Source organism: Spiroplasma endosymbiont of Dromius quadrimaculatus, assembly GCF_964031155.1.
In the GTDB taxonomy this organism is placed as follows: Bacteria; Bacillota_I; Bacilli_A; order Mycoplasmatales; family Nriv7; genus Nriv7.
Map to the genome: position 1 here is coordinate 477,754 of NZ_OZ035010.1, position 24,597 is coordinate 502,350.

24 protein-coding genes and 1 pseudogene are annotated in these 24,597 nt (G+C 26.0%); 22 read left to right on the forward strand and 3 right to left on the reverse strand.

The features are described from left to right. The first annotated feature begins 15 nt into the window (after positions 1 to 15). Together AAHM88_RS02800 and AAHM88_RS02805 are read left to right on the forward strand one after the other, a co-directional pair. Complete coding sequence (locus tag AAHM88_RS02800) at positions 16 to 1,908, forward strand: hypothetical protein (RefSeq protein WP_342263189.1); 1,893 nt, start codon at positions 16 to 18, stop codon at positions 1,906 to 1,908. 51 nt (positions 1,909 to 1,959) lie between these two features. Next, entirely contained in the window at positions 1,960 to 2,487 is a 528-nt protein-coding gene (locus AAHM88_RS02805; RefSeq protein WP_342263190.1) for a hypothetical protein, read from the forward strand. A gap of 348 nt (positions 2,488 to 2,835) precedes the next feature. Here the strand turns inward: AAHM88_RS02805 and AAHM88_RS02810 are convergent, their stop codons facing one another. Continuing rightward, positions 2,836 to 6,714, reverse strand: coding sequence for a hypothetical protein (locus AAHM88_RS02810; RefSeq protein ID WP_342263191.1), 3,879 nt, complete (start codon positions 6,712 to 6,714; stop codon positions 2,836 to 2,838). Between the two features lie 326 nt (positions 6,715 to 7,040). Between AAHM88_RS02810 and AAHM88_RS02815 the strand changes: the two genes are divergently transcribed. The 8 genes and pseudogenes from AAHM88_RS02815 (at position 7,041) to AAHM88_RS02850 (ending at position 16,066) form a co-directional block, all read left to right on the forward strand. Continuing rightward, positions 7,041 to 8,423 carry an Mbov_0401 family ICE element transposase-like protein gene (locus tag AAHM88_RS02815; protein WP_342263192.1) on the forward strand — a complete coding sequence of 461 codons (1,383 nt, stop codon included), beginning with the start codon at positions 7,041 to 7,043 and terminating at the stop codon, positions 8,421 to 8,423. A 279-nt stretch (positions 8,424 to 8,702) separates the two neighbouring features. After that, the gene (locus tag AAHM88_RS02820) at positions 8,703 to 9,056 is read left to right on the forward strand and encodes a hypothetical protein (protein ID WP_342263193.1); all 354 of its coding nucleotides are present in this window, start codon (positions 8,703 to 8,705) and stop codon (positions 9,054 to 9,056) included. Positions 9,057 to 9,078: 22 nt separating this feature from the next. Next, a complete protein-coding gene (locus AAHM88_RS02825) occupies positions 9,079 to 9,681 on the forward strand; it encodes a deoxynucleoside kinase (protein WP_342263194.1) in 603 nt (200 codons plus the stop codon). 266 nt (positions 9,682 to 9,947) lie between these two features. After that, positions 9,948 to 12,689: an isoleucine--tRNA ligase gene (ileS, locus tag AAHM88_RS02830; protein ID WP_342263195.1), complete on the forward strand. Its 2,742-nt coding sequence runs from the start codon at positions 9,948 to 9,950 to the stop codon at positions 12,687 to 12,689. Continuing rightward, the gene (lspA, locus tag AAHM88_RS02835) at positions 12,689 to 13,234 is read left to right on the forward strand and encodes a signal peptidase II (protein ID WP_342263196.1); all 546 of its coding nucleotides are present in this window, start codon (positions 12,689 to 12,691) and stop codon (positions 13,232 to 13,234) included. The genes ileS and lspA overlap by 1 nt, the downstream gene beginning before the upstream one ends. 1 nt (position 13,235) lies before the next feature. Then, entirely contained in the window at positions 13,236 to 14,162 is a 927-nt protein-coding gene (locus AAHM88_RS02840; protein ID WP_342263197.1) for an RluA family pseudouridine synthase, read from the forward strand. A 49-nt stretch (positions 14,163 to 14,211) separates the two neighbouring features. After that, positions 14,212 to 15,582, forward strand: a complete 1,371-nt coding sequence (locus AAHM88_RS02845; protein WP_342263198.1) for a hypothetical protein — start codon at positions 14,212 to 14,214, stop codon at positions 15,580 to 15,582. Next, positions 15,583 to 16,066, forward strand: a pseudogene (locus AAHM88_RS02850) (deoxycytidylate deaminase). Between the two features lie 31 nt (positions 16,067 to 16,097). On the opposite strand, the gene AAHM88_RS02855 reads toward AAHM88_RS02850, so the two are convergent. Then, positions 16,098 to 16,616, reverse strand: a complete 519-nt coding sequence (locus tag AAHM88_RS02855) for a ferritin-like domain-containing protein (protein ID WP_342263199.1) — start codon at positions 16,614 to 16,616, stop codon at positions 16,098 to 16,100. Between the two features lie 38 nt (positions 16,617 to 16,654). Next, entirely contained in the window at positions 16,655 to 17,527 is an 873-nt protein-coding gene (rnhC, locus tag AAHM88_RS02860; RefSeq protein ID WP_342263200.1) for a ribonuclease HIII, read from the reverse strand. A 168-nt stretch (positions 17,528 to 17,695) separates the two neighbouring features. On the opposite strand from rnhC, the gene AAHM88_RS02865 reads away from it, so the two are divergent. The 12 genes from AAHM88_RS02865 to AAHM88_RS02920 all read left to right on the forward strand — a co-directional run bounded on the left by AAHM88_RS02865 (position 17,696) and on the right by AAHM88_RS02920 (position 24,594). Beyond that, entirely contained in the window at positions 17,696 to 18,799 is a 1,104-nt protein-coding gene (locus AAHM88_RS02865) for a DNA alkylation repair protein (RefSeq protein WP_342263201.1), read from the forward strand. Positions 18,800 to 19,172: 373 nt separating this feature from the next. Continuing rightward, positions 19,173 to 19,517: a holo-ACP synthase gene (locus tag AAHM88_RS02870; protein ID WP_342263202.1), complete on the forward strand. Its 345-nt coding sequence runs from the start codon at positions 19,173 to 19,175 to the stop codon at positions 19,515 to 19,517. 76 nt (positions 19,518 to 19,593) lie between these two features. Beyond that, the gene (locus AAHM88_RS02875; RefSeq protein WP_342263203.1) at positions 19,594 to 19,923 is read left to right on the forward strand and encodes a single-stranded DNA-binding protein; all 330 of its coding nucleotides are present in this window, start codon (positions 19,594 to 19,596) and stop codon (positions 19,921 to 19,923) included. Positions 19,924 to 20,238: 315 nt separating this feature from the next. Further along, complete coding sequence (locus AAHM88_RS02880; protein WP_342263204.1) at positions 20,239 to 21,600, forward strand: hypothetical protein; 1,362 nt, start codon at positions 20,239 to 20,241, stop codon at positions 21,598 to 21,600. After that, a complete protein-coding gene (locus tag AAHM88_RS02885; protein WP_342263205.1) occupies positions 21,573 to 21,785 on the forward strand; it encodes a hypothetical protein in 213 nt (70 codons plus the stop codon). Before AAHM88_RS02880 ends, AAHM88_RS02885 begins: the two co-directional genes overlap by 28 nt. 171 nt (positions 21,786 to 21,956) lie before the next feature. Next, the gene (locus AAHM88_RS02890; protein ID WP_342263206.1) at positions 21,957 to 22,094 is read left to right on the forward strand and encodes a hypothetical protein; all 138 of its coding nucleotides are present in this window, start codon (positions 21,957 to 21,959) and stop codon (positions 22,092 to 22,094) included. Between the two features lie 262 nt (positions 22,095 to 22,356). Then, positions 22,357 to 22,683, forward strand: a complete 327-nt coding sequence (locus AAHM88_RS02895; RefSeq protein ID WP_342189958.1) for a hypothetical protein — start codon at positions 22,357 to 22,359, stop codon at positions 22,681 to 22,683. 2 nt (positions 22,684 to 22,685) lie between these two features. Further along, positions 22,686 to 22,907: a hypothetical protein gene (locus AAHM88_RS02900; protein WP_342262402.1), complete on the forward strand. Its 222-nt coding sequence runs from the start codon at positions 22,686 to 22,688 to the stop codon at positions 22,905 to 22,907. Further along, positions 22,907 to 23,068 (forward strand): hypothetical protein, encoded by a 162-nt coding sequence (locus AAHM88_RS02905; RefSeq protein ID WP_338982040.1) that lies wholly within the window; start codon positions 22,907 to 22,909, stop codon positions 23,066 to 23,068. Before AAHM88_RS02900 ends, AAHM88_RS02905 begins: the two co-directional genes overlap by 1 nt. A gap of 3 nt (positions 23,069 to 23,071) precedes the next feature. After that, on the forward strand, positions 23,072 to 23,302 hold the full coding sequence (locus AAHM88_RS02910; RefSeq protein WP_342262403.1) for a hypothetical protein: 231 nt from the start codon (positions 23,072 to 23,074) through the stop codon (positions 23,300 to 23,302). 48 nt (positions 23,303 to 23,350) lie between these two features. Further along, entirely contained in the window at positions 23,351 to 23,587 is a 237-nt protein-coding gene (locus AAHM88_RS02915) for a hypothetical protein (protein ID WP_342189962.1), read from the forward strand. Positions 23,588 to 23,610: 23 nt separating this feature from the next. Continuing rightward, positions 23,611 to 24,594 (forward strand): hypothetical protein, encoded by a 984-nt coding sequence (locus AAHM88_RS02920; RefSeq protein WP_342189963.1) that lies wholly within the window; start codon positions 23,611 to 23,613, stop codon positions 24,592 to 24,594. Positions 24,595 to 24,597 lie beyond the last annotated feature (3 nt).

Here is a 24,597-nt window from a genome sequence, read left to right on the forward strand (position 1 = left end):
AAAGGAGTAATAAAAATGTTTATGAAAATATTTACCGTGCTAACTATTAGTTTCAATAACATTTTTACTATTCCACAAAACATTAACAATGACAAAACAACAGCACAACTAATTAGAAATAAAAGAGAAAGTGATAAAATTTATAATTTTGAAATCGAAAACTTAGAAAAAGTATATTTTCATCTTTTAAGAGATAAAAATAGAGTTGGAGAGATTAACATGTATCAAAAAGACAATATCAATCTAAATAAAAAATTACCAGAATTAAAAAATTTAAACAAACTTATTTTCCTATTTACAAAAGAATTTTACAATAATCAAGATAAACAAGATAAAATTACAAAATTAATAACTACATATGGGCAAAAAATAACTGACCCTAACGGTCCTAATATAAAGCCACATGAGCTTTGAATAATTAATAAAAAAATAACAATCAAAGCACAAAGCACAAAGTTAGAAACTTGAGACAATAGCGATAATACAATAGATTATACATTAAGAAATACAAGTAATTTTGAAATTGAAATTAAAAAAGATAGTACCGACATTGAATTACCAACAGCAACTATTAGCTTTGACGGTAACCATAAATACAGTGATGTTATTGATAATCTTGACTATTTAATGATTCATCGTGGTGATTTTGACAAATTCAATTACTCTTATCTTTATTGAACACCAGTATTTAATTTCATTGTCACCTTAGAAAAAGGTTATTATAAAGAATTTACCATTAAAAATCACGGTTTTAAAAACGAAAGCTATTTTTATCACAAAACTTCTAATAATAAAAATGAAATTAATAATAATGCTTTAAAAATTAAAGCTTTTAACAAAACCCTAATTGCTGGAAATAATTATTTACAATTACTACACGATGAAAGTGAAATCTGAAAATATGACACTGCAAATGCTAACGATTATTACCTAATTAAGTATCTTTTTGGTACCTTAAATTATCTTAATGTTAAATTTAGTTTTTTGAGATACGACCCCGACTTACGAAATGACATTTACCTTTATTTTAAAAACAACATTCCTAGTATTAACAACAGCGATTACAAAAATGTTTTTGATGAAATCTACGAAATCCTTGGTAACTTCTTTGCCAGTTTATTTTATGCTACTTTTGATATGGACGAAAAAACATATACCGAAATTGATTTTAAGGGCATAGATAACTACAACAAAGATTACTTTATTCAAATTGGTTTCTTTTATCGTTCGTTAATTACCTTTTATCCCAAAAAATATTTAATCAATGTTACTGGTAATTCAGAATTACTACTAAGAAGTTATTTCTTTACTTTTGATAAAAAAACACATCAAGAGAATTACGATGCGGTTAAAAAACAATATAATATCTACCAAATTGATTTTAATGTCCTTAAATCCTATGATAATAAACTCATTGTCTTACCAACCACCACCAAAACTGCTAACAGTATTAATTATCTAAATACCGATATTGATATTCGTTATGGTATTAATATTTTTACCTTAACTTTTCCACTTTATCACAAAAGTAATATCTCTAACTACAATTTTAAAATTTATGACTTTAATGTCTTAAATTCCACGGCCTTTATTCCTGATGGTTCCACCAATTCAGAATGAGATGACCTAATTCCGCCGGCGAATTGCAAATATTCAGGGCGATGAATACCAACTTTTAATGATATTGGTTGTGCCATTCAGAATGCTAGTATTAAAATGCTAAACTGAATGTTGACAGCGTCACAAATCATTACGATTTTACGACCGTTAGCAATCATTGCAAAAGCAACAGTTAACTTTTCAACTGCCATTTTTCCAGTTTTTAAAACAGTGCCGGCCTTTTACTATACCTTTCAATTTTTAATCGGTTTTGCCATTTTTCTAATGATTTTACGAATTTTTGTATAATATATATATATATATATATATATATATTGAAAAAATAAAGGAGTTAAAATAATGAAAATTTTAAATACAATAGCTCTTTCCACATTAACAATATTACCAATAGTTAGCTGTTCTAAAAAAGCAAATGAACCAGTAGAACAAAAAAATGAAGATAACAATAAAAAAGATAAAATTTATAATTTTGAAATCAAAAACTTAGAAAAAGTATATTTTCATCTTTTAAGAGATAAAAATAGAGTTGGAGAGATTAACATGTATCAAAAAGACAATATCAATCTAAATAAAAAATTACCAGAATTAAAAAATTTAAACAAACTTATTTTCCTATTTACAAAAGAATTTTACAATAAACAAGATAAACAAGATAAAATTACAAAATTAATAACTACATATGGGCAAAAAATAACTGACCCTAACGGTCCTAATATAAAGCCACATGAGCTTTGAATAATTAATAAAAAAATAACAATCAAAGTACAAAGTACAAAGTTAGAAACTTGAGACAATAGCGATGATAATACAATAGATTATACATTAAGAAATACAAGTAACTTTGAAATTAAAATTGAAAATCCGTAATAACTAAACAATTTTTTCATTTTTCCTATTTCGACAAAATAAAAACCAGTAATTAAAATTACTGGTTTGAATATTTTTCTTATTTTTCACAAGAAATTAAATTGTTGTACTTGTTCCAAATAAAGTTATTACTCTTAAAATTAAAAGTAATTTTTTAGAATTAATTCAGGCTTACCATTTTTTATTGATGATAAAACCGTTTTCCCATTAAAAGTTATACTATTGTCTTCATTGATAATAATTTCGTTTAGCAATAAATTATCTTTTTGTAATATTTGAATTGTTTCTATATTTTAAATTGATAATCTTCATCAAGAGTTTTCTATAAAATTAAAAGCTTTTTTATATTTAATTTAAACAAAATGTAAAATAAAGAGTTTTACCAGTTGTTTTCTGTTTACCAGTTATATTAATTGTTAAATGTTTTTTTGGACATGTTGTTAAATGTTCTAAAACATTTGTATTTCTTAAAATTTCTTCATTATCAATATTCATTACGCGTATTCAGTTACCATTATTTTGTTGAATTAAATTTATTTGTTTATGTTCAAAAATATTAATTTTAAAATCATTTTGTGTTAAAGATTTATCAATTTTTTTTAATTGCTCTAAAAAATTTAATTTTATTGCTGATAATAATTTGTTTTCATTCAAATCTTCCATATTTTTAATATTAAAATTTAATGGAAATGAAATTAAAACATTAGAAATGTTAATTTTTTCTTGTAAATTATATTTATGATGGTTATTTAAAATTTCATCATTTTTACTAGTTCTTAATTCATTAAGAGCATTAAAATTATTATCATTTTCTCCTTTACTTTCTTTACTAATATAAAAAGCACTATTTTGAGAATTTCCTAAATCTTTTCAATTATAAGCTCTTCATGTTCTAACAAACATTGAATCATTTTTAATATTAGAATTTTTATTATCATTTATATTTTCAACTCATTTTAATAATTCACTATGAAAATTTAAATAACCATCATAAATCAAATTTTCCATAAGTTTTCTATCTTCTTCTAAAATATTTCCGCCAGCCCATGTTTCATTTTTTTGATTAACCTTTTGTATTAAATTTTTTAAATATTTTTTGATTTCTTCTTTACTATGTCCTTGAACAAATTTTCAAATAGCAACAGCAGTTTTTAATGATAATTTAAGTTCAACTCTATCATGGCCAGACTTACCTATTACTTTAAAATAATCATTATCCTTTTCAAAAATAGGATTATTTTTATTTAAACAATTATTTTGATTTTGATTATTTTTACTAGTTCTTAATTCATTAAGAGCATTAAAATTATTATCATTTTCTCCTTTACTTTCTTTACTAATATAAAAAGCACTATTTTGAGAATTTCCTAAATCTTTTCAATTATAAGCTCTTCATGTTCTAACAAACATTGAATCATTTTTAATATTAGAATTTTTATTATCATTTATATTTTCAACTCATTTTAATAATTCACTATGAAAATTTAAATAACCATCATAAATCAAATTTTCCATAAGTTTTCTATCTTCTTCTAAAATATTTCCGCCAGCCCATGTTTCATTTTTTTGATTAACCTTTTGTATTAAATTTTTTAAATATTTTTTGATTTCTTCTTTACTATGTCCTTGAACAAATTTTCAAATAGCAACAGCAGTTTTTAATGATAATTTAAGTTCAACTCTATCATGGCCAGACTTACCTATTACTTTAAAATAATCATTATTTTCATCATAATAAAGAGTGTTTGCGTTATTACATTGTAAATTATTTGATGAACTTCTTTCAGTTTTATTTTTATTTAAACATGAATTCAAAAATTCATTATTATAAGTCACTGATATTGGATCAGCACATTCTTCTTCATTTTCATTGTTAATAAAATTAAAATCAACTTCTACATGTCCGATGATGTGCGGGTTAGTTGAATAAAATCTAGCCCTTGAATCATAAATTTCAGTAAATATTATTTCATTATGGTTTATATTATTGTTTTCATTTAACTGAAAAATTCTATTTATAATTTGTTGTCTGGTGGGAGTAAGATGATTGCCAATAACAATAGAAAGAATTTCTCCTAAATGTGTATTTCTAATTATAGAATTTAATGTATGAATATTAGTATGAAAATTAATTCTAGTTCTTCCAAAATAATTTATATTTCTATCATTAACTTCTATTATTGCACTATTATTTGTAATATTTAAAATATTTAGTTGTTCTAAATTTATATTTGATAAATTATTTCTTTGTATAAACATATTTATTATTGTATTAGGATTATTATTAGTTATTTCTCCTAAATCAAAATTATTAGGAAGTTGTTGAACAACATTTTCCTCTCTTGTATTAAAAGTTACTTCTCAAGAATCAAAATAATTTATATTTCTATCATTAACTTCTATTATTATTAAATCTTCAGTTATATATGTTACTTTAAATGAATTTGAATTAATATGTGTTAAATTATTTTGTTCACGAAACTCTCTTATAATTATATCACGATTATTATTATCAATATAACCTAAATCAGTATTTTCTATATCATTTTCTGATTGTAAATTATTATTAATAATAAAACTAACATCAAATGAATGAAAATTATTTGTATTTATTCCAACGACATTTACTACCGCACTATTATTTGTATAATTTTCAATATTTATGGTGTAGTTATTTAAATTATTATTTTCTTCTCGAAATCTTTGCGTTATTCTATTAGTAGAAATATATTCTATATTTCCTAAATTTCGATTAATGCTATTTATATTAATGCCCGTTGATGCTCCGCTTTCCATAAAATCTTGATTTTCTTGATTATCAATTTTCTGTTTTTTATTTGGTGGTTCTGGCGAAATTCCACTATCATTTGTTGTTATAACATTAAATCTAACAAAAACATGTCCAAAATAGTCAAAGTTAACTCTGTTTCCAAATGAATTATTTGGTGAAGGTATTATTGTTGCTCAATAAGAATTATCAAGAGAGCGAATATTTACAACTCTTAAATTATTTTCTGTTAGTAAATCTCCTGTTAAAGTATCTCTATTTATTTCTCTAAGATGTCTTAAAATTGTTTCTGGCTCAGAATTAACTAAATTTCCTAAATTTGTATTTCGAATAACTGAAGCTATATTTGTTCTTCTGGAGCTAAAAGATACATATCTAGTTCTTACAAAATATCTGTTTGAATTTGCTCTTCTTGAATAATATCTTATTCTTGCTTGATTTCTTGTAATATTTTCTACATTTATTTCATTTGAACACATCTCTTTCGCGACTTCACACAACCTATTTGTTATGTTTTCAGAGGTATTAGATTCTACAATGCCTAAATTTATTATATTTAAATTATTTCTTTGATTTTCTTTTTTTAAAAATTTATAACTCACTTTTATATAACTAATTGATAGCTTTTTAGTATCGTAATTAATATATATTACTTTTAACATTGCATGATCTTCTGTAAAATATTCTAAAGAAAATTGATATAATTCTAAACCAAAAATATGGCTGGTTTTTATTTTATTAATTAATGTTTTAGCACTAAGATCTTGATCTGATGATATTTGACCTAAATATATTTCATCCAAATTTTCAGAGTATACAGAATTACCAAATTGAGTTTCAATAGTTAAACCTTCGATATTAAATCTTACTTTAAACGATTTATATATTTTTTTACCTTCATAATAATTAATTGTTGCACTTGTGTCAGTTATATTAGTAACTGTAATTTTTGTTTTTTTTACTTGTTTTAATAAAGGATTTCAATAAATAAACATATTTAATATTGTTTCATTGTTATTATTTGGCAATACTCCCAACTTTATAACTTCTTTATCCATTTCCATTTTTACATTAAAATTTACAGTAACATTATCTATTACACTATTTATATTACAATTTATTGTGGCTGAATTTTCTGAAATTATTGTAGTGCTAAAAATTACAAAACTTCCAAAACGAGCATTATATTCTTTAAATCTGTCTGCAATTTTTTTAATGTCATCATCACTACCATCTAGATCTAGTTGACCTAAATTAGTTATTATATTATTAAATCTTTTATTTCTATTTAAAGTTTCTAAATTATTTTCTTGTCGATATTTAATTTCAACATTTGATTTTATTTTTTCTTGTTTTTGATAAGGACTAGTAGCAATTATAGTTGGCAAGGCACTGCTAGAAATAGCGATTGTTCCTAGTAATTCTAAAAGTTTTTTCATTTCGTTATTTCCTTTCTTATTATTACCTATGGATGTGTCAATGTTTAAAATAATATCCCCTCACAAATCGCGAGGTAGCTAAACAATTCTAATCCTTTCCTTTCCAAATCTTATTCTGGAATCTCCTTACTTTGGAATTTTATTATATACCATTGAACAAAAATTTCTACTTTTTTAAGTCATTAAATATGAATAAATTACTATGATCGTACAAACAAATTTATAAAATAGCAATAAATTTTAGAAAAACATTTATCTTTAAAAAAGAAAAATAAGCTAACTAAATTAAACTTTATTAAAATTAATATTAAGAAAGGTGATTTTTTATGTTAAAAATTAATAATAATGTAAAAACCTTAGAAAACAAGCATTGATTCAGTTTATTCGCAACCCATAAAAATATGTACACCAACAAATGCGAACAACTAGCTAATGAATACGAAAAATTAGATGAATACTTATATAAATATCATTATCGGTTAAAACAAGGGTATAAAGTAGTTCATTTTGCCTCAAGAACAATTATTACAATTTTTGGTGATGTTACTTTTAAACGACGCCGATATAAATATTGAAATCAAAAATCCGGTAAATTTGAATATGTATGTTTATTAGATAAAGAAATTGGTTTATTGCCTAAACAACGCATTTATTTTGATGTCCAATTTAAAATTTTAAGTCTTCTAGGTGATGGTAAACGCTATCGTGATGTTTTAGATGTTCTAAATCATTGTTATATTTCAAAAGCTAGTATTTCGAGCATTTTAAATAAATATGATATTGCTGAATATTTTCAACTAGCAGAAAAAGAAACTAAAACTAGAATCGATGTCAAAAATAAGGATTTATATATTCAACTAGATGAGACATTTTTAGCGACATTAGATAAGAAAGTTAAACAAGACCAAAGAATTCGTTTAGTTACTTTTCATACCGGGCATAAAGAAAAAAATTATAAAAATGCTCGTAGAGAGTTAGAAAATAAACGAGGTCATTTTCTAATGTTAAAAGTTGGTAAACGAATAAATACCATGGATTATCGTAATTTATTAATTAAAGAATTGCAAAAACATTATGTTAATATTAATTATGACAAAATAATTGTTTGTGGTGATGGTGATGCTTGAATTAGAGAAATTGCCAATAGTTTCGGTAATGTTAGATATATTTTAGATGGTTATCACGCTATTAAAAAATTAAAACAAACTGCATTTAATATTATTTTTGAAAATCGCAAAGTAACACTAAATAGTTGAATTAGATTATATAAGGATGGAAATCATCAAGAATTAATCAAAAACATTCGTAATATTGCTAAAAATGAATTAAATAAAGATATTAAAATAAATTTAAGAAAGGCGAGTAATTATTTCAGTAATAATAAGCATGGTATTCATAATCAAAATTTAGAATGAAATATTGGTTGTAGCATTGAAAGTGATGTATCACATTTAATAAAACAACAATTAGGATATGGAGCAAAAATATATAATCATAAGAATTTAAATAATCTATTACATTTAAGAATGGCAAATTTAAACAAATTAAATGTACTACATTACATTAATGAAAGTATTAATTCAGAAATAGAAATCAGAAAAGAAATATATAAAAATTCATTGTGAAATAAATATAATAATAAAAATGATGATAGTTGAATTAATAAAGGTAATATTGTATATACAAATAAATATATTACATTTAAGTAAGTAAAAATATTAGTTAAAATTTAATAAAATTAATAATTTTTTATTGTGTAAAAATTCAATAATATGATAAAATGAAAAAGAATAAAAATGACAATAACAAGAAAGGCAGGGTTAGTTTAGTAATTAAATAATATAATTAGCTGATTGTTTTACTTCTTCAAAGCAATACCTAAGAAAACTAAACGCGACCTTTTTAAATAAAATATTGCTAAAAAATGATAAAAAATGTAAAATAAATAATAATATTTAGATAAATATATTTATTTGGGAGGATAAAAAATGGCAAAAATTTTAAAGTTGTTAAGCAACATAACAATTATTGCTATCGCTGGTAGCACAGTAGAACTTGCAGAAATGGATATTATCTTTAATTATTGTTCATTAATCAGAAGAAGTATGAGTAAAGTTTTATTAAAAATAAGTAGTAATTTAGTTAAAATTTTTTCTACTAAAAAACAAGCAGAAAAATCTAACAAATTAATTTTAAATAAAATAATTGTCATAATGAATTTGGTTTTCTTAACATCAAAAAGCAGTTGTCAACAAATATTACTTCACCAATCAGAATCAATAACAACAACTGAAGAAACGACGGGTGCCAGTGATAAATTTAAAAATGAAAGTCAAGATTAACATAAATAAGGAGTTTAAATAAATGCGAATTATATTATCAGGAGTTGTGGGAGCTGGCAAGTCAACTATTAGTGAAAAATTATCAAAAAGATATGCCGATTATTTATTAATGAATGAGCCAGTAAATGAAAATCCATATTTGGATGAATATTATCGTAATCCGCAACAAACAGCTTTTAAAATGCAAGTATATATGTTAATGGCACGAAGTCAACAATTAAAGTTAACTAAGGGTAAAACAAATGTAATTTTTGATCGTAGTGTGATGGAAGATGTTATTTTTGTTGAAGTGTTAAAAGACTTACAACTTATTAATGATATTGATTATCAAGTTTATTGTGACTTTTATAACAATGTGGTTTTAGAAAGTATTTATTTAGATAATTTAATTACTCCGGACTTAATTGTTTTTTTGCGTGTGTCTTCATCAACGGCGATTCAGCGCATAAAAGTTCGTGGCCGAACTGGTGAGTTATTAGTTGATGAAAATTATTGAGTTTTATTAAATGAGAAGTATGAACAATGATATGAAAAATATAAAACTAAGTTTAATTTTTTAGTTATTGAAAGTGATGATAAGTCAATTGATGAAATAACTAATATTATTATTAGTAAATTAAAATAAAAATAAATCACTAAGTAGAAGGTAATAAATATTTACCTTCTACTTTTTGTTATTTTAGGTTAGTGTTATAATTTATTGTGAAATGATTATCTAATGATTGCTTAGTTGTGCACGATAAATTCATTTAGGGAGTATTTTAATGTCGCTAATAAATGTGATATTATTGTTTTAGTTGTTAGACATTTTTATGTCCAATAACCTAGATTTTGGATATTTATTGAAGTTAGTAAGAAATTTTCTTACTAAAAAATAAAGGAGAATTATAGATGCGTGATTGAAAAAGTACTTTGTTAATGCCACAAACTATGTTTGAAATGCGAGCTAATTTAAAAGATAAAGAATTGCATTATCAGCAAAAGTGGCAAAAAGAACAATTATGGTCACAAATTTTATTGAAAAATGAATTTGGTAAAAAGTTTATTTTACATGATGGACCACCTTATGCTAATGGTAGTATTCATGTTGGTCATGCTTTGAATAAAATTTTAAAAGATATTATTGTGCGAAATCGTAGTTTTAATGGTTATTATGCACCATTATTATTTGGTTGAGATACACATGGATTGCCAATTGAAACCGCAGTTACTAAGTTAAATATTGAGTGAAAAAAATCAGATCCAGTTTTATTTCGTAATAAGTGTTATGAATATGCTCAAGAGCAAATAGCAATTCAAAAGCAACAATTTGCTCGTTTAGGATTATTAAATATTCCTAATGATGAATATATTACTTGTGTTCCCACATATGAAGGTTATCAAATTGATTTTTTAATAATGATGATTGAACAAAAGCTTATTTATCGGGGATTAAAACCTGTATATTGGTCACCAAGTAGTCAGACAGCGTTAGCTGAAGCAGAAGTAGAATATATGGAAAAGACATCACCAAGTATTTTTGTTGCTTGTGATTTGAAAGCTGGTAATGGTGTTTTAGATAATGATGTGCGATTAGTAGTATGAACGACAACACCGTGAACATTAACTAGTAATCAATTTATTGCTGTTGGTAAAGATATTGAATATGTTGTTATTAACTCCAACCAAGGTAAATTGGTCGTTGCTAAAGAATTATTAGCAAAAGTTAGTGAACAATGTCAGTTATTAGATGTTAAAGTTGTTAACCAATTAATTGGTGCTAATTTAGTTGGTATTACTTATTTTCATCCGTTATATAGCAATATTATTAATAAAGTAGTTTTAGGACATCATATTACTTTAACTGAGGGGACAGCATTAGTTCATACTGCTTGTGGTTTTGGCGTTGATGATTTTATTATTGGTCAACAAAATAATACGCCCCCAATTGTTAGTGTTGATGATGCTGGTTATTTTACTGATATAATTAATGATGAACAATTATATGGTAAATTTTATGAAGATACTAATAAAATTATTACTACCAGATTAAAAGCTGACAATAAATTATTAGCTTTATCTTTTATTAAGCATTCTTATCCTCATGATTGAAGAACTAAAAAGCCAATTATTTATCGTGCAACTGAACAATGGTTTGTTGCTATTAGTACGATTAAATCACAATTATTGGAACAAATTAATCAAGTTAAATATTTACCAGTTTGAGGGCAAGAAAGAATGCGTCAGATGATTATGCATCGTGATGATTGATGTATTTCGCGTCAAAGATTATGGGGAGTACCGATTACTATTTTATATGGTGAAGATAATGAACCGATTTATGATGTGGCATTAATTAAACATTTTCGTGATTTAATTGCGCAATATGGAACAGCAATTTGATGAAGTTGATCATTAGATAAGTTATTGCCAAAAAATTATGTGCATCATCAAGCCCCTAATGGTAAGTTTCGTAAAGAAACTGATATTATGGATGTTTGATTTGATAGTGGAATTTCGCATTGAAACTTGTGGCAACAAAAGCATTGAAAATATCCTGTGGATCTTTATTTAGAAGGCAGTGATCAGTTTCGGGGATGATTTAATTCTTCATTAACTACGGGTGTTATTAGTCCATTAAAACGAGCTCCTTATGAACAAGTAATTATTCACGGCTTTATTAATGATGAAAAAGGTAAAAAAATGTCAAAATCATTAGGTAATGTTGTTGACCCTTTGGAAGTATGTAATACTTATGGTAGTGATATTTTACGATTATGGGTTTCATCAGTTGATTACACTGATGAAATGAAAATTGGTAATGATATTTTAAAACAAGTTAGTGAAACCTATCGTAAGATTCGTAATACAATGCGTTTTATGTTAGGAAATTTATTTGATTTTAAATTAGAACATATTGTTAAAGATTATGAAATAGTTGATCAGTATTTATTAGTTAAAACTCAAGAATATCATCAAGCAACCCAAGTAGCATATAATAATTATGATTTTAATGAAGTATATGTATTAACAAATAATTTTATTGTTAATAGTCTTTCAGCATTTTATCTTGATTTTACTAAAGATATTTTGTATATTGAAGAAGCAAATAGTATGCGTCGAAAACAAGTACAAACAACAATTTATTATATTTTACAAACGCTATTGTTTAATTTGGCACCAATTTTAGTTCACACTTGTGAAGAAGTTTATGAGCATTTACCGTTAACAAATAAATTATCTTCAATTCATTTAATGGATATGGTCGTCTTACCAACATTTGAAAATATTAAGGAAATTAAAAATATTGGATATAAACTTTTACAATTACGCGAAGATGTTAATAAGGCATTAGAACTAGCAAGAAATGAAAAGGTTATTGGTAAGTCTTTACAAGCTCAAGTTATTATGGAGTTAAATGATAATTATCAAGAGTTAGCAACAATAAATAGTTTAGGACAAATGTTTATTATTAGTGAGTTAATTGTTACTAACAATTTAAGTGAGGGTGTTCAGTATCCAACGGCTAAAATTGCGGTAAAATTAAAACTTGGTGATAAGTGTGTTCGTTGTTGAATGATTGTGAGTGTTACGATGGATGAACTTTGTTCTCGTTGTCAAAAGGTTATTAGTAAATTAGAGGAAAATAAATAATGAATCGTCATTTAAAACAGTGAAAAAATTCAGTTAAGGAATGTTTCAGTAATTATACTTGAAATTTAAAGAAAAAATTATTATTGTTAATAGGTATTTTTATTCTGATTTTAATTGATTTTGTAATTAAAAATGTTGTTATTAATAATTTAAATGAAAATGAAATGGTTAATTTTTTACCAGGATTTATTCAAATAGAGTTAGTATATAACACAGGAGCGGCATTTGGAATTGGTGCTGAAAATCCTCAATTAATGGTTGTTGTGCAAAGTATTATTATTTTGTTAATTTTAGTAGGATTTTTATTTGCCCAAACAACAATGATGAATATTGGTTTAGCATTAATTGTTGCTGGTGCATTAAGCAATTTTGGTGATCGGTTTTCAAATCAAATTGTTGAATGAGGCGTTGTTGATTATTTTTCTTGACAATTATTTCCACCATATTCAATTTTTAATATTGCCGATATGTTTGTGGTTGGCGGAACAGTGGTAATTATTTTTGCAATTATTTTAACACCAATAACTAGTTATTGAGAACAATAAGATGGAAAAGAAATTAGTTATTATTGTTGAAGATGCACCAAGTATTAAAAGAATTGATAAGTATTTGCAATTAAAATTTTCTGCGGTTAGAGGACTTTCTCGTAGCCAAATTCAAAAATTAATTACTAATGAAAAAGTTATTGTTAATAATCAAATTATTACTAATAACTATAATGTTAAGCAAAATGATGTGATTACAATTAATTTTCAAGAAGAGAAATCTTGACAAGGCGAAAATCTTGATGAAAAAGATTTAGATATTGTTTATGAAGATGAGTATTTATTGGTAATAAATAAACCAAAAAATCTTGTTGTTCATCCCGGAGTTGGTAATTGAGATAATACACTAGTTAATATTTTATTAGCTAAAGATATTAAATTATCTGATAATGATATCGCAAGACCAGGTATTGTCCATCGTTTAGATAAAAATACAACAGGGTTACTTATTATTGCTAAATGTAATTCTGTTCATCAAAAGTTAACTAGTCAGTTACAAAATAAATCTTTAACTAGAAAGTATTTTGCTCTTGTTCGTGGTATTATTAATAAAGAGAATGGCTTTATTGATGGTCCCATTGGTCGTGATCCTAAAAATCGTAAACGAATGGCGATTGTTTTTAAAAATAGTAAACCAGCTCAAACTAAATTTAATGTTATTAAAAGATTTTTAGAAAGTAATATTACTTTTCTTGAATGTGAGTTATTAACAGGAAGAACACATCAAATTCGTGTTCACTTAAGTTCTATTAAACATCCTATTTTAGGAGATCATTTATATGGAATTAAACAAGATTTAGATGAACCTTATGAACAATATTTACATGCTCATGAGATTGCATTTATTCATCCTATTAGTGGTAAGAAAATGCAGTTGAATTGTGAATTACCAGAATCTTTTAAAACAAGGTTAGATAGTTTACAATAAGGTTTTTAATCACTTAGTGATAAGCTTTATCTAATAAGGGAGTATGACAATGGAAAGAAATACATTTGATATTTTAAAAATGCAATTAGTTAAGTATTTTAAACAAATTGAAAAATATCAAATTCATCAGCGGAAATGACGCTGAAAGCGAAATAAAGAACATAATTTATATTTAATTAATTTATTTAATAAGAGTTATCAAGTTATTAAGATTTTGGATTATTTTAATCATTCAGAGATGTGATCGGCAAAAGATTTAAAACAAAATCAATTAGATATTGATAGTTTTCGTAAAGAAATAGCTACTAGTAGTCATAGTAAATTACAAGTATTAACAATTGTATTAACTAAGGTTATTCATGAACCATTGCTTTTTAGTAATAACGATGGGATTGTTTTTGTTAATCCAGAAACTTTAGTTGCGCAATTGAAACCAATTTATTCACAAATTGATCAAATTGAAACCATTACTTTTCAAGAAAAACCTAGTAATGATGACGAAGTTTTTGACCCGAAGTCAATTACTAGTGATGATTTAAAAGAAGGTTCGTTATTACAAAAACGAATGAAGGATTTTCATAATTTAACAACTAAGCAAAATATATTTTTAGCTTATGTGTTTACATTTATTCCTTTGCTATTACCAATTTTAGTGCCATTTTTTGTGCCACAAATTCGTGAGATTTTGCAAGGAAAAAATGATAATAGTTTAATTGATGGAGGATTCGAGTCACAATTAATGTTAGGTGGTTCTTATAAACATTTAATTTTTCAAGCTGGTCAGTTTTGGCGATGAATAGTTTATCCATTAGCGGGTGACAATATGTTTAATTTATTTTTATCGTGTTTAGTTATTTTTTATTGTGCTCGTTTAGTTGAGTCATTTTATAAACCATGAAAGTTAGGGTTAATTATTCTTTGTACAACAGTAATTGTTGGCTTTACTCATTCAGTTGTTGCTAGTGCGATGTATCATTTTAAGTCGCAAAAGATACCAAATATTTTAACAGGACCTTTATATTGAGCATGAATGGTAATTCCACCACTTTATATTTTTAGTTTTACTAAAAAGGATTTTTCAGCTTTTGTTGTTCGCAGAAGACTAATTTTACCAACAGTTTTTATGTTTGTAACATTTATTTCAAGTGGTGACCGTTTAGCAATGCCATTAGTTTTGACTTTTTTCGTTAGTTTTTTTATTAGTTATTTTTTAGGTTATACTAAACAAGCATGAGAATGAAAGCGCGGTGTTGCTGTTGTTGCTGTTTTACTATTAGTGTTAGTGGTATTAATTTTATATTTAACTAATAATCGTTTTTTTACTGATGAAGATGGTTGAACTCATACAATTCTTGAAGATTATGTTAAGCTACGTTTAATTTCACAGGAAAAATTAGATATTGTTGGTATATTTAGATAGATGATGTCAAAACGCTTATCTTATTTAACATGAGATCAATATTTTATGAGTGTTGCTAAAGTTTCTGCTTTAAGGAGTAAAGACCCTAATCCCTAATACGCAAGTTGGTGCTTGTATTGTTAACGACCGCCAGCAAATAATTGCTACTGGTTATAATGGTTTACCACGACTTTTAGATGATGACAACTATCCGTGAGATCGGACAGGAAAATTTTTAGAAACAAAATATCCATATATTGTTCATGCGGAATTGAATGCGATTTTAAGTGCCACAGTTAAATTAGAAAATAGTGTTATTTATGTTAGTTTATTTCCTTGCAATGAATGTGCAAAAGCAATTATTCAGTCAGGAATTCAAACCATTATTTATGAAGAAGATAAATATGAAAATACCGAAAATAATATCGCTGCTAAAAGAATGTTAGGTGATGCTAATGTGGTGTTAAAGAAATTGGCGTTTAGCGGAATTACAATAAAGGTTTAATTAGTAAAAAAACTACGCTATAGCGTAGTTTTTATTTGTCACTATATGGAAGGATAACTTTTAGAGTATCAGGTTCTTCGCGTTTAGCAAGGTGCTTATCAATACCATAATAGTTATTATTAGACATTTTAATCTTATCAATATAGGTTTTTGCGAGTTCAACTTCTTCGTAGAAATCAATTAGGAATCAGTCAAGAAATTTGATTGTTAGGAAATCTTTGGCTTCTTGACAGGTTGCAATTAGAGTATTAGTTTTTTCAATAAATTGCAACTTGTAAGTCAGATATTTTTCCATTAATTCTAATAAACTTTTTTCGTGATGCGCTTCTGGTTGGATTGGATTAACAATAAGTATTTCATCACGACCAATTAAATAATTATATATTTTTCTTGTATGTAAGACTTCATCTTGTGCTTGAATTTGAAATCAAGTACTTGCTCCGGGAAATCCAAGCGTGTTACTAACGGAAGACATTACATAGCAATCTAGTTGTAGTTTGTTATGGTCATCAGCATATTTATTTAATAGACTATGAATATTGGGATTCATTTTTTTCCTCCTTGATGAGTAGATTTATTATTACTAATTTATTTTATTACTTTTTTTCAATTTATAAAATGTAATTTTCCAAAATCAATTGCCTTATCTTCAAGACCGTCTTGTTTTATTTTCGCAATGGCTTTGTCAACAATTGTACTAGCACCCAAAGGAAAAATCCGGTTATATTCTTGTTCTAATTGTTTAATACTTTTTAAAAAGAAGTAACGACTAATAATGGCAGCACATCCGACAGCAAGAAATTTATCTTCGGCGTGGGTTGTAAATGATAACTTTAAATCATTATCAGCAACATTAAGAATTTTTAAATATTCTTCATATTTTTTTTTGTTAACAAATTGGTCAATAATTACTTTTTTGCAGTTAACTTTATTGGCAAGTTTTCTTATTACTTGATGATGCCCAATGGTTTTTAAAATATGACTGTTTTGATATGTTTCATATAACTTATTGTATTGGCGGTTATTAATGATGATAGTACTATATTCTAATTGTTGGATTAATTGTTTAGCGATAATATTAATTTGCATTGTTGATAAGACTTTAGAATCACGAATTTTTAATGATTTAATTAATGCTAAATCTTTTTCTTTAATATAACAGGCTGTTACTACTAAGGGACCAAAAAAATCACCAACGCCTGATTCATCACTGCCAATAATATTAATTTGTTCTTTTAATATCATATCTGGTTTTCATTTGTTTCATTGTGTTTTAACTTCATCTTCATCACCACCTTGGAAAACGATTTTTAAAGAACGATATAATAAAATAGTTATATTATGGTATTTGTATTTAGCAATAATGTTAGGATTATTAACAGGCACTTTATAGGCATCATAATAGGTTATTACTTGGTTTTTATTTTCTTCACTCAGTTGTAAACTGTAAGTTGCCATCATATTCCCTTCTTTCACTCTTAAATATTATCATAATTTTTGTTGGCGTATAAATATAACCCAAAATTTATTGCTTTTTATATGCAAAAAGGAGGATAAAGAATGATAAAATATTATGAACGATTTTATTTATTTTTTAATTTTATTAAAGAGATTTAAAAGGAGAAATATATGCCCGAACTACTAAAAAACAGGTATAATTACCAGTCAATTCAAGATTTAGCTTTGAGAATTAGAGCTGTATATCCTTTGTTTAAGATTGATAATTTTATTAATGACATTATAGACGAAACATGAGATAAGTTAGAACTGAAAGCTCGTATGAGGAAAATTACTATGAATTTAGGAAGGTATTTGCCAAGTGATTATGAACAAGCACTTGAAATTATTGATAAAATCATAGCTCATTATCCTGTAGGGTTTAATGACTTTACTTTAATGTACTTCCCTGATTTTGTTGAAATCTACGGACAGAATGAAGGGCATTGGAATTTGTCAATAACTGCATTAGAACGGTATACTAAATCCTCATCTTCTGAATTTGCAGTGAGACAATTTATCATAAATCATGAAAAGCGTATGATGCAACAAATGCTCGCTTGGTCTAACCATAAGAATGAACATGTGCGACGACTTGCTAGCGAAGGTTGCCGCCCGCAATTACCTTGAGGCCAATCATTAGCAAGTTTCAAAAAAAACCCTTACCCAATCTTTAATATTTTAGAACAATTAAAAGATGATCCGTCACTATATGTTCGTAAAAGTGTAGCCAATAACTTAAATGATATTTCCAAAACACATCCTAATCTAGTTACAAAAATTGCAAGGGAATGGTATGGTAAAAACAGCCGTACTGATTGGATTGTAAAGCATGGTTGTAGAACACTTCTAAAAAAAGGCAATAGGGATGCACTGGACATATTCGGGTTTAAAAATATTGATTGCGTGAATGTGGATGATTTCTCTTTGAGTGTTGAGTCTATTTTTATTGGAGCGGAGATGAGTTTTTCCTTTAAGATTGAATCAAAAAAAGTGGTCAAGTTACGATTAGAATATGGTATTGATTATGTGAAAGCAAATGGTAAACGAAATTGTAAGATATTCCAAATCTCCGAGATATCTTTAAACGCAAACACGAAGAAATCTTATACAAAAAAACATTCATTTGCAGATGTAAGCACAAGAAAGCATTATCCAGGTATTCATTCACTTACGCTTATTGTGAATGGTACTAAATGAGATACATTGGATTTTGAGATATTAGCTACTAAATAGTATTCACAAAAAAACACAAAACTAAGTTGGTATTGATAATAGGTACGAATTACCTATTACTAAAAATGGTTCAAAAACAGGTAAATAAGCTAAAAACTTCTTTACTCTTTTCTAATTTAATTAAAAACTTAACAAATCTATTATTAATTACGAAAGTAATATTTTTTGTATTCATATTTTGATTATTTTTCACCATTTTAAATTAAACAAATGATATAATTTAAGAGAATTTAAAGCTCGTGAATTCTAATTAAGACATTGGAACACATTTTTACAACATAATCTACCAAAATAGAAACTCTATCATATTAATTAAGAGTTTTATTTATAAATTGTTTCTTTGTTATAATTTAAATAATATTATTTTAAAAGGATGGCAATAAAAATGATTAAAGGTGTGGGAATTGATATTGTTAGCATTAAACGAATGCAATTAAAAAAATCATTTATTAATAAAGTATTACATTTAGAAGAAATTAGTTATTTACAAACAATTAAAAGTGAAACCGAAAAAAAACAATTTTTAGCAGGAAGATGAGCATTAAAAGAAGCATTGTATAAAGCAATAAATAATGTTAATGAGGTTTTAATTTTTTGCGAAGTTAATATTCAATTAGTAAATAAGCAATTACAATGGATTGGATTTGAAAATAATAGTTGATTATCAATTAGTCATGAAAAAGAATATGCCGTTGGTATGGCAATATTAACATTATAAATATACGACAGTAATATCTTTTAACTTAAAAATCGCTGCTATCTTTTACAATAAAATGGGAAAGGTAGGTGATATAATGTTAAATAATCTTGTTTTAGTAGGAAGAATTGTTAATCCGCCAGAAATTATTCATAATCAAACTGGTGAAAAAACATCAAAAATGATGCGATTAGCTATTAGTGTAACCCGACCTTTTAAAAATAAATTAGGTCATTATGATGAAGATTATCTTGTTATTAAAGTATGAAATAATTTAATTGCTGATATCGTATCATTTTTAGTAATTGATACGATGGTTGCTATTAAAGCTAGAATTCAATCATTTCAATATAAAGATAATGAGAATCATTATTTAGAAATTATTGCTGATCGCATCATGCGGGTTGGTCATTATATTCTTGAATAAATAATATGCTTGATAATTATTACCCTTGATATTTTTATTATTTTATTACATAATAAAAAGTGTAATTTAGTAGTAATTATATAAATTATATTTAAAAATTGGATTGGTCTACTCCAATGGTAAAGATAGCCAGTTTTTTAAAATTATTTAAAAAACTATAGCAGTTCAGGCATGTACTCTGCAATAAAAAAGTTTGTTTAATTTTAAAGATAACTTAATTTATCTTTAAAAAAATTAGCACTTTAATTTTTAGTTAAGAATTAAAGTGCTTTTAATTTTTATTTTTTATATAGTAATCAGAAAGGAATATTAGATGTGGATCCAAATAAGGTATTTTTAATGCGCAGAATTAACCAAATAATCCCAATACCTAAGTTTTTCAATCAATTTTTAGATTTATCTCAGAATCTTAATTGAGATGAATTTAAAGAAAAAATTATTAGTTATGAAACTGAACAACGAATAAAAAAACTTAACAAAGAGAATTACAAAATGCTTAATATTATTAAAGATGAATATTATAAATTTCGTAATGATTATTTGCTTTTTTTAGATATGGATGAAGATATTGAACAAATAAAATTAAATTTTAAAGTCATTGCGGTTGATAAGCGTATTGCTGGAAAATTAACTAATACTAATATGACAATTAGTTATAAGTTTTGTTATTGAGCGAAGTCAAATAATAGAGATTCATTAAAATGTATGGAAAATTTATTAAAGTTAGGGGCTGACCCGAATGCCGTAGCATTTTCTGGTTTTGGTAGAAATCCACTTCATTTAGCTAAAAATAGTGATAAAATAAATCTTTTGTTAGATAATGGTGCTAATATTAATCTTCAAAATGTATTTGGTGATACTGCCCTTTTAATAAATACAAGAAAACATCTCATTTGTTATTCACGTCATAATGTGGAAAATTATCTTATCAATGTACAAACTTTATTGAATCGTGGCGCTAATATTTATATTAAGAATCGCGATGGTATGAATTTTGGTAAGTTAATTGCTGATTCTAGATCTTTAAGCGGTAAAAAAGCAATTACAGAAGTAGTTAATGAACACAAAATTAATATTGAACAGTTAGCAAAAAGAGCCGTAGATGAAGCATCACAAATTCAGACATTAGAACAGCAAAGTAGTCTAAGAACAGTTAATGAATCAGTAAGAAAATTAAGTGCCAAGCAATATGCTAGGAACAGGTTTGAGCAAGAAAGCGAGCGCGTAGTAGTAGATTTCTCAGAAGATGCTTTTTTAGAACCGTCGTCTTGTTCAATAGCAAATCCATTGGCAATTAAAAATGAAATTGAAGATTTTCAACCTGATACAATGAATTTTGCCCTTAGTAATTTTAATAACTATCGAATGGATTTTGAAGTTGGTGCTGGTGATGATTGTCAAATGGATTTTGAAGTTGGTGCTGGTGATGATTGTCAAATGGATTTTGAAGTTGAACAAGGTTGTGCTTTATCTGAGTTGTCGAATGCTACTCTAAAAACTATTAAACTTAAAGATATTTCTTTGCAAACATGCAAAAAAGAACCAACAAGAAAGTTCATCAACAAAAGTGTTAAAGAATGAGGCAAGCAACAACAAGCACGACCAAGAGAAACAGAACAACTAAAAAAGAAGCAACATCATTCAAACAATTGCAAACAGATAGAGAATGGGACGTAAGAACTAAAGCACGAGACAGACAAGAATTATTACAACAGAAAAATAAATTAGTTCAATATGAAAAAATGCAAGAAGCAAAAGAAAAAAGAAGAATGCTAGCACAACAAGCGAAGGAAAAGCAACAACAAGAAAAAGAGAAAAGAAGTAAAGAAAAAAGACAAAAAGAAATGTCTTCATTTAATTAAAATTTAATTTAAAGTAATTAGCAAAGTAATGCTCTTTAATTAGATAGGGAGAGATTATATATCGGACAAAATATTAGTAAAGAAGATAGCAAAAATAAATATATATATAGAGTTTATGAAGAAAAAATTCGTTCTATTAATGAATATATTAAATTTGATGTTTTATCAAAAATGAAAGACTTTGAAACTTGAACAATAATAAATCAAAATCAAGACAAAGAAAATATTTGTACATATGTTAACATTTGAATTCCTAAGGGTACAACAATTAATTCAAAAACAATAAATATTGTAAATAAACTTGTGTAAAGCACACACTTATGTTAGTTTTACACAAAATCAATAAATAAATATGAGCTCATTTATTTATTGCAAGAAATATAAGGTTAAATTAACACTTATTATTTTTAATTATGCCTTATATTTTTTGCACCAATGAAATCAAACTAAGTTAATTAGTAAACGAAGTTTACTAACAAAAATTGTTAAACATTCAAATCTGCGATATATAAATGTTTAAAAAACTTAGTTAAATAACTTAGTTTATAACAAATAAGAAAGGTAATTTACTATGAAAAACATTGAAAACATTTTCTTAAATACTAAAAAATATCTCTTAAAAGAAACCCAAAATGCAATTTTAATTAAAGCACCAAAAATTCCGTGATTTAATGAACAAATCGGCATTTGGTTTCCAAAGCGATTTGTTTATAAAGGAAAATACGAAAATTCAATTTGTATTGGAATAATCAAAAATAGTGAATATCAAGTAATTTCAATTAATCAACAAGAGCAAGAAACCAAGTTAATTAAAGGCCAAGAATTATTAAGTTTCTTCATTGCCGAAAAAGAAAACAACAAAAAAGATACAAATTATAACTATTTTAAAGGAGCTTAAAAATGAATATCGCAATTGGACTAATGTTTATTATTATCAGCATAATGTTATCGGCATATTTTGCTTATAAAATTTATGCCAAAATAAAAATTAGAATTAAATATAAAAATGTCATTAAAAATAATACTGGTAATTTCACAAAAGACGAAAAAGTATTTATTGCCCGCTTTGAAGAATGAGTTAAAACTCCTAATTTAAAAGAAAATAACAAGGATAAAAAATAATGTTTTGAGAAATTATTATGGAGTTCTTAAAATTGTTTGTTCCGATAGAAAAAATGCCTGCACAAGTTGCATTTATTGCCGGATTAATTATTATCATCACTTTTCTTTTCGCCTTAATTTCAATTATGTATTTACCAATAAAAATGATTTTTGGGAGATAGAAAATGACAATAAACTTAAAAGAATTTAATTGAGAACAAATTAAACAAACTTTCTGAGATTTATTTATTCAAATTACAACCATTCCCGCTCATATTACTGGTGGTAAAGAAATTAATTTAATCGAAGCGCCACTTTGGCTTTTAATAGCAAACATTGCTTTTTGATTCTTAACAGCGATTATAGTCTGATTTATTCTAATGCTAATTTGGAAAACCATATCAGTATTTAGATAAAAGCGAAATTAATGTCAAGAAGTTACATTAAAGAAAGGGGGTGATTATATGTTTACAACTTTCTTAGCTGAGGCACCAGCAAAAATAACAGCTAGCGATGCGATGACTAAATTGTGAAATGCAATTATAACAGCATTTACTAAAATGTGAGAAATTATTGCCGTTAATATGCCACAAGTCGGTAACTTCTTTGCTGACTACTGAATCTTCATTTTTCCATTTATTTTGGCAATATTCTTTATTTGTTTTAAAATGTTTGAAAAATTACTTGGCGCAGTCCGCTAACAAAAAATAAAGTGAGGTGCAAGATGAAATTTTGCAAATGAATAATAGAAAAAAATAACCATTTTATTGAATTGAATCGCACCTCATTTTTAATTTTATGACATTGAGGAGCAATTTGATACATTTACAACGGTTATTTCAAAAACATTGTGAGCTATTTATTTTTAGCCGGTTGTATTTTAGTTTTCCTTTTTAAAATCGGTAATTTCACACAAATTAACAAAGTGATTAACTTCTTAAAAAACTCACCATTAAATATTGTGATTGGTTCGTTAGGAACTGGAAAAACCGCCTTTCTAGTATATGCAGCAAAATTACTAAAAAAGAAGAAATATCACATCGCATCAACTTTCCCATTACTAGAAACCCAAAAATTAAGCTTAGGGCATATGGGATTATTAGACTTTGATTATCCGGTATTGCCAGACAAAACCTTACTGTTGTGAGATGAAACCAATTTATTTTTAGAAGGAACCGATTGAGAAAAAAATAATACCAAAAACGAAGAAACTGGTATTCAAGAGTATTTCGCTCTTGCACGCCATTTCGGTCATATTGTTCTCGCTAGTGGTCAAAGAGATAAACATATTTGAGTTAAAGTTCGTGATATTGCCAACAATGTGATTGTGGGAATTCGCAAAAAACCAGTTAATATTTTTCGCCCCTACTTAAAAGTCATTTATGGCACCTTTACGAGCATTGAAGAATATGAACGCTGACGAAACACCTTAATTGATGCTAAAAATAATAAAAAGGGTCGTCGCATTAAATATCGCGATATTCCTGAACTTGATATTTATTTTTTTAAACTAAAAATTCCTCTACCAATATTGAACACTTACAATTCTTTTTATCTAGCATTTTTAAGAGATTACTTAAATTCAAAAGTAAATCCTGACTATGAAGATAAATACTATACTGACACAGCAATTGATTTAGAAGACTTAGAATACTTAAAAATGGATAAATTTAGCAAATTTTTAAGAAAAATGAAAGAAAAGGAATAATGA